The organism is Neptunicoccus cionae, assembly GCF_014643735.1.
Classification (GTDB): domain Bacteria; phylum Pseudomonadota; class Alphaproteobacteria; order Rhodobacterales; family Rhodobacteraceae; genus Amylibacter; species Amylibacter cionae.
Genome location: NZ_BMKA01000002.1, coordinates 327,215 through 345,373, shown reverse-complemented (window position 1 = coordinate 345,373; position 18,159 = coordinate 327,215). Strand labels below are relative to the sequence as shown.

General features: G+C 56.9%; 16 protein-coding genes. 4 read left to right on the top strand and 12 right to left on the bottom strand.

The genetic code is table 11. The annotated features are described in order from the left end of the window. Positions 1 to 5: 5 nt before the first annotated feature. The 5 genes from dtd to IEX10_RS06860 form a co-directional block, all read right to left on the bottom strand. On the bottom strand, positions 6 to 443 hold the full coding sequence (gene dtd / locus IEX10_RS06880) for a D-aminoacyl-tRNA deacylase (RefSeq protein WP_188672472.1): 438 nt from the start codon (positions 441 to 443) through the stop codon (positions 6 to 8). Between the two features lies 1 nt (position 444). Further along, positions 445 to 897 carry a YtoQ family protein gene (locus tag IEX10_RS06875; RefSeq protein ID WP_188672470.1) on the bottom strand — a complete coding sequence of 151 codons (453 nt, stop codon included), beginning with the start codon at positions 895 to 897 and terminating at the stop codon, positions 445 to 447. Positions 898 to 906: 9 nt separating this feature from the next. Next, positions 907 to 1,467 carry a polyhydroxyalkanoate synthesis repressor PhaR gene (phaR, locus tag IEX10_RS06870; RefSeq protein ID WP_188672467.1) on the bottom strand — a complete coding sequence of 187 codons (561 nt, stop codon included), beginning with the start codon at positions 1,465 to 1,467 and terminating at the stop codon, positions 907 to 909. A gap of 148 nt (positions 1,468 to 1,615) precedes the next feature. Further along, on the bottom strand, positions 1,616 to 2,041 hold the full coding sequence (locus tag IEX10_RS06865) for a Phasin (RefSeq protein WP_188672464.1): 426 nt from the start codon (positions 2,039 to 2,041) through the stop codon (positions 1,616 to 1,618). A gap of 116 nt (positions 2,042 to 2,157) precedes the next feature. Next, entirely contained in the window at positions 2,158 to 3,861 is a 1,704-nt protein-coding gene (locus IEX10_RS06860; protein ID WP_229678458.1) for a PHA/PHB synthase family protein, read from the bottom strand. A gap of 179 nt (positions 3,862 to 4,040) precedes the next feature. On the opposite strand from IEX10_RS06860, the gene phaZ reads away from it, so the two are divergent. After that, positions 4,041 to 5,348: a polyhydroxyalkanoate depolymerase gene (phaZ, locus tag IEX10_RS06855; protein WP_373287464.1), complete on the top strand. Its 1,308-nt coding sequence runs from the start codon at positions 4,041 to 4,043 to the stop codon at positions 5,346 to 5,348. A gap of 54 nt (positions 5,349 to 5,402) precedes the next feature. Continuing rightward, the gene (locus IEX10_RS06850; RefSeq protein ID WP_188672455.1) at positions 5,403 to 6,476 is read left to right on the top strand and encodes a DUF2855 family protein; all 1,074 of its coding nucleotides are present in this window, start codon (positions 5,403 to 5,405) and stop codon (positions 6,474 to 6,476) included. Between the two features lie 36 nt (positions 6,477 to 6,512). Here the strand turns inward: IEX10_RS06850 and IEX10_RS06845 are convergent, their stop codons facing one another. The 6 genes from IEX10_RS06845 to IEX10_RS06820 all read right to left on the bottom strand — a co-directional run bounded on the left by IEX10_RS06845 (position 6,513) and on the right by IEX10_RS06820 (position 14,311). Then, complete coding sequence (locus IEX10_RS06845) at positions 6,513 to 8,936, bottom strand: GcvT family protein (protein WP_188672452.1); 2,424 nt, start codon at positions 8,934 to 8,936, stop codon at positions 6,513 to 6,515. Between the two features lie 139 nt (positions 8,937 to 9,075). Next, positions 9,076 to 10,341 (bottom strand): branched-chain amino acid ABC transporter permease, encoded by a 1,266-nt coding sequence (locus tag IEX10_RS06840; RefSeq protein WP_229678517.1) that lies wholly within the window; start codon positions 10,339 to 10,341, stop codon positions 9,076 to 9,078. A 116-nt stretch (positions 10,342 to 10,457) separates the two neighbouring features. Then, positions 10,458 to 11,468, bottom strand: a complete 1,011-nt coding sequence (locus IEX10_RS06835; RefSeq protein ID WP_188672446.1) for a branched-chain amino acid ABC transporter permease — start codon at positions 11,466 to 11,468, stop codon at positions 10,458 to 10,460. A gap of 97 nt (positions 11,469 to 11,565) precedes the next feature. Then, positions 11,566 to 12,273, bottom strand: a complete 708-nt coding sequence (locus IEX10_RS06830) for an ABC transporter ATP-binding protein (RefSeq protein ID WP_188672444.1) — start codon at positions 12,271 to 12,273, stop codon at positions 11,566 to 11,568. Beyond that, positions 12,270 to 13,052 carry an ABC transporter ATP-binding protein gene (locus IEX10_RS06825; protein ID WP_188672440.1) on the bottom strand — a complete coding sequence of 261 codons (783 nt, stop codon included), beginning with the start codon at positions 13,050 to 13,052 and terminating at the stop codon, positions 12,270 to 12,272. The genes IEX10_RS06830 and IEX10_RS06825 overlap by 4 nt, the downstream gene beginning before the upstream one ends. A gap of 71 nt (positions 13,053 to 13,123) precedes the next feature. Continuing rightward, a complete protein-coding gene (locus IEX10_RS06820; RefSeq protein ID WP_188672438.1) occupies positions 13,124 to 14,311 on the bottom strand; it encodes an ABC transporter substrate-binding protein in 1,188 nt (395 codons plus the stop codon). Between the two features lie 155 nt (positions 14,312 to 14,466). Here IEX10_RS06820 and IEX10_RS06815 point away from each other — a divergent pair, with 155 nt between their 5' ends. Beyond that, the gene (locus IEX10_RS06815; protein ID WP_188672435.1) at positions 14,467 to 15,567 is read left to right on the top strand and encodes a PQQ-dependent sugar dehydrogenase; all 1,101 of its coding nucleotides are present in this window, start codon (positions 14,467 to 14,469) and stop codon (positions 15,565 to 15,567) included. Here the strand turns inward: IEX10_RS06815 and IEX10_RS06810 are convergent. Further along, positions 15,557 to 16,564: a GlxA family transcriptional regulator gene (locus tag IEX10_RS06810; RefSeq protein WP_188672432.1), complete on the bottom strand. Its 1,008-nt coding sequence runs from the start codon at positions 16,562 to 16,564 to the stop codon at positions 15,557 to 15,559. The genes IEX10_RS06815 and IEX10_RS06810 overlap by 11 nt on opposite strands. A gap of 222 nt (positions 16,565 to 16,786) precedes the next feature. Between IEX10_RS06810 and IEX10_RS06805 the strand changes: the two genes are divergently transcribed. Further along, the gene (locus IEX10_RS06805; protein ID WP_188672429.1) at positions 16,787 to 18,157 is read left to right on the top strand and encodes a class II 3-deoxy-7-phosphoheptulonate synthase; all 1,371 of its coding nucleotides are present in this window, start codon (positions 16,787 to 16,789) and stop codon (positions 18,155 to 18,157) included. Positions 18,158 to 18,159: the final 2 nt, after the last annotated feature.

Genomic DNA, 18,159 nt, shown 5'->3' with positions numbered 1-18,159 from the left:
GGGCGTTACTTTTCCAGCCAGATCGTAACCGGACCGTCATTCACCAACGACACTTGCATGTCTGCGCCGAACCGCCCTTTGCCGACGGTGATTCCCATATCCGACAGGGTAGCGCAGAGTAGCTCGTAAAGCCGCTCGCTCTCTTCCGGCGGGGCGGCAGCGGAAAATCCGGGGCGATTGCCGCTTTTGGTATCAGCGGCAAGGGTGAACTGGCTGATCACCAGAACGCCGCCGCCGGTATCCAGCAGCGAGCGGTTCATCCGCCCGTTCTCATCTTTGAAAATACGCAGGGCGGTCAGCTTTTTCGCCATGGCTTGCACATTGGTCTGTGTATCGCCCTGCATCGCGCAGGCCAGCACCACAAGGCCCGGTCCGGTTTCCCCGATAACTTCGCCGTCGACCGAAACCGCGCCCTGACTGACGCGCTGCAACAAACAGCGCATATCAGCCGAGCTGTCCGGTCAGAACATAAGACAGGCATTTCGCCACTTGCGAGGGGGTGGAACAGACCGCCTGCGCCGCGGCGTCTACCTCTTTCAGGGCGTGCTGGTGCTCGTCCATTTGTAGCACGATCAACGATTTACCCAGTGCATGGGCAAATCCCGCGTCAAAGGCGGCGTTCCACTGGCGGTATTTTTCACCAAAGCGCACGACCACCACATCGGCATCCTTGATCGCCTTGCGGGTGCGGATGGAATTCAGGTTCGCGCCCTTGCTGTCGTGCCAGAATTTATCTTCCTCTGCGCCCAGAATTTCCACACCACAATCATCTGACGCGCCGTGATCTGTCACAGGTGCGGTGAATGTAATGTCGAGCTTTTGGGCTTCGCATTCGGCGATAATCTCTTCACGCCAGGAGGTGTGGATTTCGCCGGCAAGGTATACGTTCAGTTTCATAAGAAAGTCTTAAAGTCCTTCAACTTTTTTCATCAGCTCTGCCAGCTGTTGTTTCACAGCAGAGAGTTCTTCGTCCGTTTCGGTTTTCGGGTCCGCTTCTGGGGCAGGGTCTTGTTGCGGTGCAGCAGCACTGTTTTGCATTTGCGGCATCCACGCAGCCATCATGGATTGCATCAGATCAGCCTGCTGTTTTTGCCAGTTGGTGCCAGATGCCATTCCGGACCCAATGCCAGGGATGCGTTCCATCATGGCGGCCTGCTGTTCGGAAAACATTTCGTAGGATTTTGACAGGAAATCCGGAAGCACCCCTTGAGCGGCGGTGCTGTAGGACCGCACGAGCCCCGTCAACACATTGACAGGCAATACGTTTTCGCCCTTGCTTTCCTGTTCGGTGATAATTTGCAGCAGAAACTGACGGGTCAGATCTTCACCGCTTTTGCGGTCTTTGATCTCGACATCGTTGCCCTGTTTGATCAGCTCCGCTATCTCGTCCAGCGTAACATATTCGCTGGTCTGCGTGTTATACAGCCGTCGGCTGGCGTAGCGATTGATCAAAATCGTGTTGGTCATGGTTTCCCCGAAATGCGCGGTAATGCTGCACCGTAGCGCAGATCATCGCGTATTCAAAGAGGGAAACCTAAAACGCAAAAAGGGGCACCGACGCGCGGTACCCCTTTGTGTGCAGTTTCCGTGGGAGGTCGGAACCCGCGGTAAAAGCTTAGGCAGCTTTTGCTTTTGCTGTAACGTCTTTAGTTGCAGCAGCAACTTCAGCTTGCATGTCTTTGCCAGCGGCAACGAACAGTTCAACAGCTTCGAGTTGAGCAGCTTTTGCAACTTCAGCGTAAGCAGCCAGTTTTTCGGGCAGGGACTGTGCTTGTGCGGATGCGAAATCAGAAGCAACTGTTGTGTAAGCGGAAGGATCTTTTTGAACCTTGTTTGCTGATTCAACAGTTTTCAGAGTTTCAGCAGTCCATGCGTTGGTCAGTTCTGCGTTTCTCTTAGCAGCAGCCAGTGCAATCTTGCCCATTTTGACGTTGAATTCAGCGGCGTTCTTAGTCGCGTCGTCAAACATCTTTGTGTCCATTTTGAAAGCAGCGAAGAATTCTTCAGTTGCTTTAGCGAAATCGAAGTCTTGGTTTGCCATCGTTTTGATCCTTTGATCGGAATTTCGGAGCCAGCATGATCGCTGCCTGTGACAAACATATAGATGCTGCGTTGCGGCATTTCAACAATTTTATGCTGCAACGCAGAATAAATCAATCAAACGCCTGGTTTCAATACAAAACTTCCTGGTGCCGGTTCGATAACAGGGTTATTTTTGCTCCCCGGTTTGCGCGGAGCGGTCGATTTTTGCTCCCCTTCGGCCAACCATTTGGACCAGCGGTGCCACCATGATTCCTTTACAAAGGTGGCGTTCTCCAGCCAGAACTCCGGATCGCGGGGCGGCTCCGCATTGTGCCAGTGGCCGTATTTGTCCTTTGATGCCGGATTGACGATGCCAGCGATGTGTCCGCTTTCGGACAGGATAAAGGTCCGGTCGCCCCGCGTCTTGGTCAGTCCGCGGAACGTGCTTGCCCAAGGTGCGATATGGTCCTGAATGGTCGACACCGCAAAAATAGGCCGGTTGATCTGGGCGAGCCGGATCTTTTCCCCGAGCAGTTCAAAATTGCCTTCCGCCAGTTCATTATCCACGTAAAGCTTCTGAAGATACTCCACCGCCATACGTCCGGGCAGGTTGGTGCTGTCGGCATTCCACTGCAACAGATCAAAAGCGGGCGGTGCTTCGCCCATCATATAGGAGCGAACGGCAGGGGCGTAGACCAGATCCCGCGCCCGCAGGAAGCTAAAGGCGCGTGACATGAAGTAACTTTCCAGATAGCCGGTTTCTTCTACCTGAGCCTCAATCCCTTTCAGGAAACCCGGTTCAAGGAAGTTCCCCAGCTCACCCGGATTCCTGAAATCGGTCATTGTGGTAAAGAAGGTCGCCTTGTTGATCTTCTGGTCCTCGCCGATGGCTGTCAGGTAAGCCATCGTACAGGCCAGCAAGGTTCCCCCGATACAATACCCAGCCACGTTCGCAGATTTCTGTTTCGTGATCTCCAACACCTTGTCGAGCGCGACAAGCAGGCCTTCTTCAAGGTAGGTGTCAAAACCGCAATCTGCATAGCTGGCGTCGGGGTTGACCCAAGACACCACAAAAACCGTATGGCCTTGATCGACCGCGTATTTGATCAGGCTGTTTTCAGGGCGCAGATCCAGAATATAGAACTTGTTGATCCACGGCGGAGTGATGAGCAGCGGCTTTTTGTAGACCTTATCCGTGCTCGGGCTGTACTGGATCAACTGGAACATACGGTTCTGAAACACAACCGAACCGGGCGTGGTGGCAATATCCTTGCCCACCTCAAATGCATCGGGATCTGCCAGACGTACCGCGATACCCTGCTGGTTGCTTTCCAGATCAGCGACGAAATTTTGCAATCCATCCACAAGCGATTGCCCATTTGTTTCCATCGCCCGTTCGAGCGCATCAGGATTAGAGGCAAGAAAGTTTGTCGGCGCGAACATATCCACAACCTGTTTGGCAAAGAAATTTACCTTCTCCCGCTCCCGCTCGGGCAGGTGGGACATGTCTTTGGTAATGGTTTCAATCGTTCTCGAGGACAGCAGATACTGCTGTTTGATCATTTTGAAGTAGGGGTTCTTGTCCCAGTTTTCATTCTTGAACCGTTTGTCCTTCATCGGTTCAGCGTCCAAATTCTCACCGGAGCCGGCCATTTGTTGCTGAATTTCTGACCAATTCTTCAGACTATCGGTCCAGAACCCCACTTGCGCCTCTATAATCCGGCTCGGATCGCTCATCATTTCGGCGAAATAGGCGGCTGCGGCCTTGGCATAGAACTGATGATCGGGGGTTTCGAGGTTTGGACTGTGACTTTTTCGATCCGCTAGAGCTGCCATCATTCTCTTGGTTAAATCATTAATTTTACTTAAGTTTTTCTCTAAAATCTCGGCATCGGGTGACGTCTGGTCAGTCATTATTAAACCTCCATTAATGAGGATTGCACTAGTATTCACCTATTACTTTACGCAACATGCACGCAAAGAGACAACAAAAGGTTCAGACTGTGACCATTTATGACATGAGCGAAAGCATGCGCCAAAGCAGTGCTTGGGTGGGTGCGACGACCAAAGCCTTCTGGCAAAACCCTGCCTTTTCCGTAACCATGAGCCCGCTCCCGGCGCTTTTCTCCGCTTGGGGCGAAGTGACAGAGCGGACCTTTGAAAAAATAGCGACGAAACCGTCTTGGGGCATCGACAGTGTTGTTTCCGCGGATTCAGACTATCCGGTGACAAAGCAGATCGAACTGGAGCTGCCGTTTTGCAACCTGATCCACTTCACGGCAGAACGGGATCGCCCCGTGAAACGCCGCGTGCTGCTGGTTGCGCCGATGTCCGGGCATTACGCGACACTGTGCCGTAAAACTGTGGCAAGCCTGCTGCCTAACTGTGACGTCTATGTCACGGAGTGGAAAAACGCACGGGATGTGCCCCTGTCTGCGGGCAAGTTCGACGTAGAGGATTACACCAAATACGTGGTGCAAATGCTGCGGCACTTGGGCGAAAACATTCACGTGATCGCCGTTTGTCAGCCGGTGCCACTGACACTGGTGGCGACTGCGATGCTGGCGGAAGACGAAACCGCACCACAGCCGCGCACTCTGACCTTGATCGGCGGGCCGGTTGATCCGGATGCCAACCCGACTGAAGTCACGGACTTCGGCAACCGCGTGACGATGGGCCAGTTGGAACACAGTGTGATCACCCCCGTTGGATTTGCTTTCGCTGGCGTCGGACGCAAGGTTTATCCTGGTTCCGTGCAACTTTCGTCGTTCATCGCGATGAATGCGCAGACCCACGCCAAAGCCTTTGCCGACCAGATTGGCGCGGTGGCGCGCGGTGAAGCGGCAGATTTGGACCGTCACAACAAATTCTATGACGAATACCTCGCCGTTATGGACATGCCCGCGGAATTCTACCTCTCCACCGTGGATCGCGTCTTCAAGCGCCGCGAAGTGGCACGCAATGTATTTAAGGTAGACGGTAAACTGGTGGACATCAGCAAGATCACCAAGACGGCTGTAAAAATTGTTGAAGGCGGGCGGGACGATATTTCGGCACCCGGACAGTGCCTTGCGGCGCTGGATCTGTTGCCGAACTTGCCTGAGGATATGCAAGAAACTTTCCTCGCGCCGGATGCCGGTCACTACGGTATCTTCAGCGGCAGCGCATGGCGCAACGACATCCGCCCTGCGGTGTTGAACTTCATCGACAAACATAACGATGCGCCAGACGCCCGTAAGAAAGTTTCAGCGGCTCCGAAGTCTGCAAAGAAGACGGCGGATAAGCTTGGCCAAGCTGACGTTGCGAAAACAGCGAAGAAGGCTTAACAGGCCCTCTTCCAGCGTGCAGGGTAAGGCATCCAATCAGGAGGAGCCTTACCCATGCCCGCAGTCACCCGCATTCTGACCGACCAGAAAAACATCACCCGCCAAAAGACAGATACGTGTGACGCAGAAGCACTGCGCGACGGACAGGTGCGCCTTGCGATTGAAAGCTTCGCGCTCACCGCGAATAACGTGACCTATGCCGCGACCGGATTTGACATCGGCTATTGGAAGTTTTTTCCGGTGGCCGAGGAAGGACAGGGGCTGGTTCCGGTTTGGGGATTTGCCCGTGTGGTCGAAAGCCGATCCGAGTTTCTGGAAACTGGCGAGAGGCTCTACGGTTTTTATCCAATGGCGTCCGAACTGGTTATCGAACCTGTCGCCCACGGGCGCAGTGCGGTGCGGGACGGCGCGCCCCACCGGGACGGTTTGCCAGAGGTTTACAATCTTTATTCCCGTGTCGGCCCTGCGGCGGCTTCCGATCCCTATCAGGCGCTGATGCAACCGCTGATCGCCACGTCCTATCTGTTGTTTGACTGGCTGTCTGACAACAACTGGTTCGGGGCAGAACAGATCATTGTCGGCTCGGCCTCGTCCAAGACGGGTCTCGGGCTGTGTGCGTTTCTGGCAGAACTGGTGGATCGGCCTTACAAGGTGGTCGGGCTGACGGGCGCCGGCAATGCGGCATTCGTCAAAGAGTTGGGCTTTTGTGATGCGGTCCTAACCTACGACGAGGTGGATCACCTGAAGCAAGTGGATTCGGTTTATGTGGATATGGCGGGCAATGCGGCGGTGAAACAGGCGCTGCATCAACGGCTCGACGGGGTATTAAAACACTCAAGCGCAGTCGGGCTGAGCCATTGGGACCAGTTTGCCAAACCCGACGGGCTCGCCGGACCAAAGCCGCAGTTCTTTTTCGCGCCCGCCCAGATTGCCAAGCGCAAAGCGGATTGGGGGAAGGGCGTGATTGAGGGCAAGATCACAGAGGCAACGGCGCAGATCGTGGCGGATGCCGCGCGCTGGTTGACGCTGGAACAGCACGATGGTCTTGGAGAGGCGATGCAGCCTTTCGCGGATCTGGCTGCGGGGCGGGCCGATCCAAAGACAGGGCATATCGTGCGGGTCGGTTAGGATTGCCTGCGGCGCGGATATTTTGAGAAAATGGGGTCAGCCGCGCATTCTGGCCATTTCGGGATCAAAAAGCTGCGTGGTGATCCGGCGTGCGGGGCGCATCTGGCCGAGGATTTCTATTTCGACGTTCAGGTCTTTGGTGATTTGGCCGCTCGGGACAAAGCCGAATGCGATGGATTTCTGCGCGTGGTGGGAATAGCCGCCGGAGGTGCAAAAGCCGATGACTTCGCCATTGAGCCAGATCGGTTCGTAAGCGTTCACATCGGCGTCTGAAGCGTCCACCTCAAAGGTGCAGAGTTTGCGGGATGGGCCACTTGCGCGCTCTGCCAGTGCTGCGGCTTTTCCGATGAAGTCAGCGGATTTGTCGTAGGACATGAAACGGTCCATGCCGGTTTCCGCCGGGGTGTAATCGGGTGAAAACTCTGCGTTCCAAGATCCGAAAAACCGGTCGAGCCGGAGCGACATCATCGCCCGCATCCCAAATGGTTTCAGCCCGAGGTCCGCGCCTGCGGTTGCGAGCGTCTGGTAAAGCGCGTGCTGGCTGTCTGCGTCCACGTAGATTTCGTATCCCAGATCGCCGGTATAGCTGACCCGCTGGACCAATGCATCGCACAGGCCGACCGACAGGTGTTTGGCATCCATGAACCGAAACGCCTCGTTTGAGACATCCGCGCGGGTGCAACGGGACAGCAGTTCGCGCGCGTTCGGGCCTGCAATCTGGAAACCGATGCGGCGGGTGGAGACGTTTTTGATTTGCACATCGCCTGAAAGATGCTGAAGGAACCAGCGCATGTGGATCGCCTGCATCCCGAAGCTCGCCGTAAGTTGGAAACGGGTTTCTGATAGGCAGGTAACGGTGAAATCCCCCAGCAGTTTGCCCTTATGCGACAGCATCGGCGTCAGGGATATGCGCCCCTGTTTCGGGATGCGCCCTGCCATGATCCGGTTCAGCCAGCTGCGTGCGTCTGTGCCAGAGACGATATATTTCCCGAAGTTGTGAATTTCGTTAATGCCGACCGCTTCGCGCACTGCCCGAACCTCGGCGGCGGTGGCGTTCCATGCGTTGGAGCGCCGGAAGCTGGGTGTTTCAAAACGGGGTTCGCCTTCGGGTGCGAAGTAATTGACCACTTCCATACCGTATTGCGCGCCAAAGACAGCGTTTTGGGCGTCCCAGATGCTGTAGGCTGGTGTGGTCTGGAATGGGCGCGCGGCGGGGAGTTCCTCGTTCGGGTAAGACACAGAGAAGCGTTTCTGGTAGTTTTCGACCACTTTTGGCCGTGTGTATCCCGGTGTGATCCAGTCCCCGAAGCGGGCGACGTCCATGGCGTAGACATCCCGTTCGGTTTCCCCTTCCACCATCCATTGTGCCAACATCAGGCCAACACCGCCGCCTTGGGAAAAGCCAGCCATGACACCGCAAGCGGACCAGTAGTTGCGCAGTCCGGTGATCGGTCCCACCAGCGGGTTGCCGTCAGGGGCAAAGGTGAAGGGGCCGTGGATCACGGATTTCACGCCAGCGGTTTCCAGTACCGGAAAGCGTTTGTAGGCGAAGGCGATGCTGTCTTCGATCTTGTCGAAATCATCGGGCAGCAGTTCATGGCCAAAGTCCCATGATGTGCCATCAACGGCCCAAGGGCGGCAGGGTTGTTCGTAAAAGCCGATACACAGGCCACGGCCTTCCTGCCGCAGATAGCTTTCGCCTGCGGGGTCCATCACATGGGGGTGCTCGCCGCCGCTGTCGATGATTTCAGAAATCATCGGGATGGTCTCGGTTACAAGATACTGGTGCTCCATCGGGTGCAGCGGCAGGTAAACCCCCGCCATCGCGCCCACTTCCCGCGCCCATAGCCCCGCCGCATTAACGATATGTTCCGCGTGGATTGTGCCTTTGTCCGTCACCACATCCCACGTGCCATCCGCACGTTGGTTGGTTTCGCGCACCATGCAGTGGGTCTCTATCGTGGCGCCGCCCATCCGTGCTGCCTTGGCATAGGCGTGGGTGGTGCCAGATGGGTCAAGGTGCCCGTCGAGCGGATCGTAAAGTCCGCCGATGATGCCTTTGGTGTTGGTGACGGGGGCAATTTTGGCGATCTCGTCGGGGGTGATGATTTCCGTTTCCAGCCCCATGTAGCGGTGTTTTGCCCGCTCTGCGAGCAGCATATCCATCCGCTCTGGCGTGTCGGCCAGTGTAACGCCACCCACATGATGCAATCCGCAGGACATGCCGGTCAGCGCCTCCAGTTCCTTATACAGGCGGATGGTATAGCCTTGCAGTGCGGCCATGTTGGTGTCGCCGTTCAGCGTGTGAAACCCGCCTGCTGCGTGCCATGTGGAGCCGGAGGTCAGTTCGGAGCGTTCCAGCAGCATCACGTCGGACCAGCCAAGCTTGGTGAGGTGATAGAGCACCGAACAGCCGACAACGCCGCCGCCGATGACACAGACCCGAGTGGTGGTTTTCATATTGGAACTCCCGCGTGGTGGACGGGATCAGGCTGGACGGGTTTGTCGTATTTGGCAAACCGGTTTGCGACAGGTTTTGTCGTGAACGCCAGCGGAGCGCCAGAGGGCCGGAACAGCCCTCTGGCGTTAAGGGTGTCTGCTATTTCTCGGGGATCAGGCCGCGTGGGCTGAACCGCAGGACCAGCAGCAGAATAATCCCCATTGTCATCAGACGCATATGGGCGGTGCTGTTGAGCAGATGGACCCGCAGGGCGTTGTCCTCGGCCATGCCAGCGGTCAGGGTTTGCATCAACCACGAACCGATAGGCTCTGCCTGAATCCAGAAGAACCAGACCACAAAACCACCCAGAACCGCGCCCCAGTTGTTACCGGATCCGCCAAGGATCACCATGACCCAGATCAGGAAGGTATAGCGCAACGGCTGGTACGCGCCGGGGGTAAGTTGTCCGTCGAGCGTTGTCAGCATCGCGCCCGCAATCCCCACAACGATAGAGCCGAGCACAAAGACCTGAAGGTGGCGTGCGACCACGTCCTTGCCCATCGCATTCGCCGAGACTTCGTTGTCGCGGATCGCGCGCATCATCCGCCCCCACGGCGAATTGAGCGCCCGTTCCGACAGCCAGAGCACCGCCAGCAGGACCACAGTAAACAGGACCGCGTAGCAGAGTTTCACAAACACCGAAGACGACAGCGCGGGGTCTTGTCCCAGACGGGTTGCAATGTCCACGAACCACTGGGATTGCTGGAGGTCGATCTCATAGGGCACGGGACGTGGCAGGCCAGAGACGTTCTTGACGCCCCGTGTCAGCCAATCCTCGTGCTTGATGATCGCCACGATGATTTCGGCAATCCCCAGTGTCGCAATCGCCAGATAGTCAGAGCGCAGGCCAAGGGCGGTTTTGCCAATGACCCAAGCGGCCAGACCGGCCAGAACACCGCCTACGGGCCATGCCAGAATGATCGGCAGTCCCAGCCCGCCGAGATAGCCTTCGGAGGCAGGGTTAACGTCCTCGATCGCGTCTTTTGCCGGTCCGTAAAAGTAACGGATCGCAATCAGGCCGATGACGATAATGGCAAACAGTGCCAGATTGCGGGCCATAGAGGGGGCCATATTCCGATAGGCATAAACGGTGGCCATAACCGTGACCACAGCGAGGATAAACGACACGAAAATCCCCAAGGCTCCGGCGGCCCATGCGTCCGCCACCGGATCAGCCGAGATCAGTACAGCAGCCACACCGCCAAGTGCGGCGAAGCCCATGATCCCAACGTTCAGCAGGCCAGCATAGCCCCACTGGATATTGACCCCAAGCGCCATGATCGAAGAGATCAGGCACAGGTTCAACAACGCCAGCGCGACATTCCAGCTTTGGATCAGACCAACGATGGTAATCAAAAGCGCCATGATCGCAAACAGCGATACGTTCCTGATCCGGTCCGGTAAGGGTGATAGGCCCACCAGACGGGGGGCGAGTGAGACCACAAGCAGCGCAAAACAGGCGAGTCCGAGAAGTGTAACAATCATACCGATTTCCCCGCAAAGATACCTGTGGGTCGGAACAGCAGCACCAGCAGCAGGATCATAAAGCTGACCGCGAATTTGTAATCCGTGGACAGAAGTTGCACCAGCGTATCAGGCTCCCAGCTTTCGGGGACCAGATAGGCGATGAATTTTTTATAGGCGTAGGTGACCATGATTTCCGAAAAGGCGATCACAAAGCCCCCCGCAATTGCCCCGATGGGGGAACCGAGCCCCCCGACAATCGCCGCCGCAAAGATCGGCAGCAGCAGTTGCAGATAGGTGAAAGGTTTGAAGGATTTATCCAACCCGTAGAGTGTCCCTGCAATCGTGGCGAGCGTGGCAGCGATGATCCATGCGACCATAACCACTTTGTCAGGGTTGATGCCGGACAACAGGGCCAGATCTTCGTTGTCGGAATAGGCCCGCATGGATTTGCCCGTGCGGGTGCGGTTGAGGAACCAGAACAGCGCAATCACCACCAGAATGGCGGTTACAACCGTGATGCCCTGGGACACCTTGAAGGACAGCCCTTCTGCAAGGCCGGTCATTTTCTTGAAGGTACGGGCTTTGATGATGAACCGTTCGCCATCGGCAAACTGCTGGTCGTTCGGCCCGATGATAAAGCGCACGATACCGTTGGTCACAAACATCACCCCCATAGAGGCGATGAGAAAGATCACTGGCGCGGCTTTCTGGCGGCGGTAGAAGCGATAGATTACACGGTCTGTCGCCAGCACGAAGCCGATACAGAACAGGATACCAAAAGGCAGCGCCAGCAGGGCCGTAGGCAGCGGGTGGATACTGATGCCCATAGACTGGAACCACCACGTAAACAGGATCGTCACCATAGCCCCGAAGGCCATAGTGTCCCCGTGGGCGAAGTTGGAGAAGCGCAGGATACCGTAGATCACCGTAACCCCCAGCGCCCCGAGCGCAAGTTGGGAGCCATAGGCGATGGCAGGCACCAGCACGAAATTCGACAATAGAATGAAGGCGTTCAGGAGTTCCATGACAGAGCTTTCTGATGGCTGGCGGAACGGACGGGCGTCACCGATGTTCCGGAAAAGAGAGGGCGGGCCGCAGAGCGGGGCGGGACAGTGCTGCGCATCATCCCCCCAAAAAGCTTTTGCGGACTTCGGGATCGTTCATCAGCGCCTCGCCGGTGTCGGTGAACCGGTTGCGCCCTTGTACCAGAACGTACCCTTTGTCGGCGATGTTCAGCGCCTGACGGGCATTCTGTTCCACCATCAGGATGGAAATGCCGGTGCGCGCGACCTCGATAATGCGGTCGAACAACTCGTCCATCACGATGGGCGACACACCCGCAGTCGGCTCGTCGAGCATCAGCAGCTTGGGTTGGGTCATCAGCGCACGGCCAACAGCCACTTGCTGGCGTTGACCGCCCGACAGCTCTCCGGCGTTCTGGCGGCGCTTTTCCTTGAGGATCGGGAACAGATCATAGATCTGCTCCATCGTGCCAGTGATGTTGTCACGGCGCAGGAAGGCCCCCATTTCAAGGTTTTCTTCCACGCTCATAGACGGGAACACGTTGGACGTCTGAGGCACAAACGCCATGCCTTTCGCAACGCGGTCTTGGGGTGTCAGATGGGTGATGTCCTCCCCATCCAGCGTCACACTGCCCTGTCGCAGGTTCAACATGCCAAAGACGGCTTTCATGGCGGTGGATTTGCCCGCGCCATTGGGACCTACGATCACGGCGATTTCGCCTTCCGCGGCCTCAATCGTGCAATCGTGCAGGATGTCCGCCCCCCGGCCATAACCGCCGGTCATGTTGCTGGCTGAAAGATAGCTCATGCGCTCACCTGCGGCTTATTCTTCAGGCCGGTGCCGAGATAGGCTTCGATTACCTGCTCGTTGGCCTTGATTTCGTCGATGGAGCCTTCGGCCAGAACGGTGCCTTCGGCCATAACGATCACCGGATCACACAGACGGCCGATGAAATCCATATCGTGTTCGATCATACAGAAGGTATAGCCCCGTTCCTTGTTCAGGCGCAGAATTGCATCGCCGATTGTGTTCAGCAGCGTGCGGTTCACACCGGCGCCTACTTCGTCCAGAAAAACGATCTTGGCATCGACCATCATGGTGCGGCCCAGTTCCAGCAGCTTTTTCTGACCACCGGACAGATTACCTGCCAGTTCATCCGCCACATGGGAAATTTCCAGAAACTCGATCACCTCATCCGCCTTCTTGCGAATTTCGGCTTCCTGACTGCGCACGAGGGCCGGTTTGAACCAAGCGTCCCACAGTCGTTCGCCCGCCTGATCGGGGGGAACCATCATCAGGTTCTCGCGCACGGTCATGGTGGAAAACTCGTGGGCGATCTGGAAGGTCCGCAGCAAGCCGCGGTCAAACAGCGAATGCGGGGGGAGGCCGGTAATGTCCTCTCCATCCAGCAGCACCCGTCCGGCGCTGGGCTGGTGAACCCCTGCAATCACGTTAAAGAGTGTGGTTTTGCCCGCGCCATTCGGGCCGATCAGGCCCGTGATGGAGCCTTTGGCGATTTCAAGCGAAGCGTTGTTCACAGCGTAAAAGCCGCCGAACCGCTTCGCCAGATTTTCAACTTTGATCATGGTGTGTGTGCCGATCTAAAAAAGCAGCCCGCAATATGGATTGCGGGCTGCTTAAATGCGTCAATGAGCGATTAGCGGAAGCCGACCGTGGACAGCGCGCCGTCCTTGATCTCGATCTCGCGGTAGCTGCCAGCACTTTCGCCGCTGCCGATCAATTCCACATTGGAGCCGCCGACATAATCAACGTCACCGCCGTTTGCGATGATCTCCAGCGCTTTGCCCAGTTCACCCGGCATGATTTTTTCGCCCGGTGCGTTGGCAACTTCCATGATCTTTTCCTTGTAAGCGGAAGGATCAGTAGAATCGGCAGCTTGCATCGCCAGTGCGATCAGGGCTGCGGCATCATAGGATTCTGCAACATATGGCGCGGATGCGTCCACATCAGCCATCAGATCGTTCAGCATGGCAGCGCCTTCGCTGTCTGTGCCCGGTGCCTGACCAAAGGAACCGTTCAGGTCTTCGCCAATGGCTGCTGGCAGGCTGTCGCCAACCATACCGTCGGACAGAACGAATGTTTCAAACGCACCAGAGTCAAGCGAGGCTTCAATCACGCCCTTACCACCTTGGTCGAGATAACCGACAACCACCAGAGCATCGCCACCACCTGCGGCCAGTGCGCCAACTTCTGCGGAATAGTCTGCCTTGCCGTCTTCATGGGCAGCGGAGATGGTCACAGTGCCACCGGCTGCTTCAAAAGAAGACTGGAACGCATCGGCAAGACCTTTGCCGTAGTCGTTGTTGGTGTAGGTGATCGCAACGGATTTGATATCGCGGTCCATGATCACTTCGGTCATCACCTGCCCCTGACGGGCGTCGGATGGGGATGTGCGGAAGAACAGGCCGTTGTCGTCAACGTCGGACAGGGCAGGTGAAGTCGCGGACGGTGAAATCATTACCATGCCGTTTGCAACAGCAACATTGGTCAGGATTGCGGTTGTCACACCGGAACAGTCCGCGCCAACGATACCGGACACACCGTCAGATGTGATCAGGCGCTCGGCAGCGGCGCTGGCAGCAGCGGAGTCAACGCATGTGCTGTCTGCGCGGACGGGCATGATGGACTTGCCGCCCATGAATTTACCGGATTCAGACACTTCGGCCATCGCCTGTTCTGCACCAGCTGCCATTGCGGGTGTGAGCGATTCAATCGGGCCTGTGAAGCCGAGGATTACGCCCAGTTTAACGTCGCCATGGGCTTCGCCAAAGGCGGTTCCGGCCAGCGCAACTGTGGCGGCTGATGCGAGCAGTAGTTTTTTCATGTGTTCTCTCCCTGCATGAATAATAGGCAGGGACACTAGTGACTATGGTACTAAATGCAAGGGTATCCTTGCTTGATCAAGGGTCAAATGGCACCCTTGTCCCACGCCGGATTTGCAGCAAGTAACATAGTAACCACCGAAGAGGAGTTTTTGTAATGAAGTTGATGTTAATGGCGGTAATGCTTTGCTTTTCTTCCGGTGCGGCGCTTGCGCAAACCGTGGCATCCTCGCTCGGGTCGCTGCAGGTGACGCAACTTGCCAAAGGGCTGGACGAGCCTTGGGCGGTGGCGATTCTGCCAAACAGGCAGTTTCTTGTGACAGAGCGTAAGGGACGGCTGTGGTTGTTTAACGGTAAAGGGGGCAAGACCCGCGTCTCCGGCGTGCCGAAAGTCTATGCCAAGGGGCAGGGCGGGTTGCTGGATGTGGTGCTTGCACGGGATTTTGCACAAAGCGGCGAGCTGTTTCTGACCTATGCGAAATCCCAATCCGGCGGGGCGGGCACGGCACTCGCTGTGGCGCGGTTTGATGCGCAATCCGCCGCGCTGACGGATGTTCGCGTGCTGTTTGAGATGAAACCGGGCAACCGCGGCGGGCGGCACTTCGGATCGCGCGTGGTTGAAGCGGACGACGGCACATTGTTCGTGACCGTGGGGGAGCGGGGCAACCGCCCATTGGCGCAGGATTTGTCGATGCACAACGGATCGGTCATTCGCGTGGCCCGCAGCGGCGGGGTGCCGAACTCTAATCCCTTCACCGGCACCAAAAACGCTTTGCCCGAAATCTGGTCCTACGGCCACCGCAACGCACAGGGTGCCGCGCTTGACCCGTCGGGGCAGCTTTGGGTGGTGGAACACGGAGCCAAGGGCGGGGATGAGGTGAACCGTGTGAAACGGGGCGCAAACTACGGTTGGCCGGTCATTTCCTACGGCGAGCACTATTCCGGCGGGAAGATTGGCCAAGGCACCACCAAAGAAGGCATGGAACAACCGGCCTTTTACTGGGACCCTTCCATCGCACCATCAGGCATGATGATCTATTCGGGGCAAATGTTTCCGGAATGGAAAGGCGATATCTTTGTTGGATCGCTGAAGTTCGATCACATCGCAAGGCTGGACCGCTCCGGCGCGAAACTCTCTGCGGGGGAGCAGTTGAAGTCCCGCGAAACCGGACGGGTGCGAGACATCCGCCAGGCGCCCGACGGGTCTATCTGGTTCCTGAGCGTGGATCGCGGCGGATTGTTCCGGATCAGTCGATAGGTTTGAGGTCGGGATTGCGCGAAGCTTGTGAGCCCCGTTCGCGGTAGGGCGTGGTGTCGTATTGCGCGCGGTAGCATTTGGAAAAATGCGACGGCGATGCAAACCCGCAAGCGAGCGCCACGTTAATCACCGACATTTCAGTCTGCATCAGCAAATTACGCGCCTTTTGCAGACGCAACTCCATATAATACCGCTTCGGAGAGCGGCTAAGGTAACGGCTGAACAGACGCTCCAACTGGCGGGTGGACATGCCCACGTCCTGCGCCAGAACAGAGGGGCTCACCGGCTCTTCGATATTGCTTTCCATCATCTGGATCACTGTAGACAGCTTTGGATGCCGCACGCCGATACGTGTTGGAATGGACAGGCGCTGTTCGTCCCGCTCGCTGCGGATGTTGGTGTGCAAACACTGGTCCGCCACCCAGTTGGCAATATCCTCGCCATCGCGTGTTGCCATCAGTTTCAGCATCAGATCGAGCGAGGACGTCCCGCCCGCCGATGTAAACCGGTTTCCGTCAATCATATAGACCGACTTATACAGCTCTACCTCGTCGAATTCTTCGGTGAAACTGTCGTAGTTTTCCCAGTGGATCGTACATTTCTTACCGTCGAGCAATCCGGCCTTGGCCATTGTGTGCGCACCGGTACACAGCCCGCCGATCGACACCCCCTTGCGCGCCTCCCGCCGCAGCCAGTTCATCACCGGCTTGGTCGAGGTGCGGTCGATTTCCAGCCCGCCACAAATCATCACGGTGTCTTCCCGCGCGACGTCCTCCAGTCCGGAATCCGGCATGATTTTCGTGCCATTAGAACAGGCGACCGGCGCACCATCCGCAGAAACAATGTGCCAGCTGTAGCGCAGCCGTTTGTCAAAGCGGTTTGCAATGCGCAAGGCATCCAGCGCCGTGGAAAATGGCACCAGCGAAAACTGGTCTAGCAATAGAAAAACGTAGTTGCGAGTCTTGGTTTCGGCTGGGGTCTGTTTGGCAGATGGCATGGCAGCAACGATCGATAGGCCCGAATCACTTGGGCAGTTTGGGTCGGGTTCAACTTGTAGTTTTTTGCAAAATTGCCACAAGGGGTTAACGTTATCGTTGGATCGCTTTTTCAAAACTGCCAAAAAGCGCCATTCGCCGCTGATCCTGCGATTGGAGTTCTGGCCAAAGGGCGGGGCCTGTTGTATGACCGGAATTCCGATACCCCACCAAGGAGAGACCCGATGACTTCGGCTTGGAAAAAATCTGACTGGCGTTCCAAAGAGCGGATTCAGATGCCGGACTATACCGACGCGGCTGCACTGCACGCAGTGGAGAACCGGTTGTCCAGCTATCCACCGCTGGTTTTTGCGGGCGAGGCCCGTTCGCTGAAGGCGAAACTGGCTGCTGTTTCCCGTGGGGAAGCATTCCTGCTGCAAGGCGGTGACTGCGCCGAGAGCTTTGCGGAATTCAACGCCGACATGTTGCGCGACACCTATAAAGTGATGCTGCAAATGGCGGTGGTGCTGACTTATGGTGCCAAGGTTCCTGTGGTGAAAGTGGGCCGCGTTGCCGGCCAGTTCGCCAAACCCCGCTCTGCTGGCACGGAAACGATTGATGGCGTGGAACTGCCGTCCTACCGCGGCGACATTATCAACGATATCGACTTCACAGCGGACTCCCGCATTCCTAATCCGGACCGAATGTTGCAAGCTTACACGCAGGCTGCGGCGTCCCTGAACCTGCTGCGCGCGTTCTCTATGGGCGGTTTTGCCGATATCCACCGTGTTCACGAATGGAACCTCGGCTTCGCCAATGCGGCAGGGGCGGCCGAGAAATACACACAACTGGCCAACCGGATTTCCGACAGTCTGGACTTTATGACAGCGGCTGGTGTTACATCTGACAACACATCCTCGCTGCATACAGTGAACTTCTATACCAGCCACGAAGCCTTGTTGCTGGAATACGAAGAGGCACTGTGCCGGATCGACTCCACCAGCGGCCTGCCGGTTGCCGGCTCTGGCCATATGATCTGGATCGGTGATCGCACCCGCCAGCCAGATGGCGCCCACGTAGAGTTCTGTCGCGGCGTGCAAAATCCGATTGGTCTGAAATGCGGCCCAACCACAACGGCTGAAGACCTGAAGGTTCTGATGGCCAAGCTGAACCCGGAAAACGAAGAGGGCCGTCTGACACTGATCGCCCGGTTCGGTGCCGGTTCCGTGGGGGATCACCTGCCGCGCCTGATTAAAACTGTGCGCGAAGAAGGGGCCAATGTGGTTTGGTCCTGCGATCCGATGCACGGCAACACGATCAAGTCGTCCTCCGGTTACAAAACCCGTCCCTTCGACAGCATTCTGCGCGAAGTGAGGGAGTTCTTCGGCATCCACAAGGCAGAAGGTTCGGTGCCCGGCGGCGTACACTTTGAAATGACCGGTAAGGATGTAACCGAGTGCACCGGTGGTGTTCGGGCGGTGACGGATGAAGACCTGTCAGATCGCTACCACACGGCATGTGATCCGCGGCTTAACGCATCCCAAGCGCTGGAACTGGCGTTTTTGGTCGCCGGAGAGCTGGAAGAGCGGGTTGAGGCGCAGCGTCAGGCAATCTAACC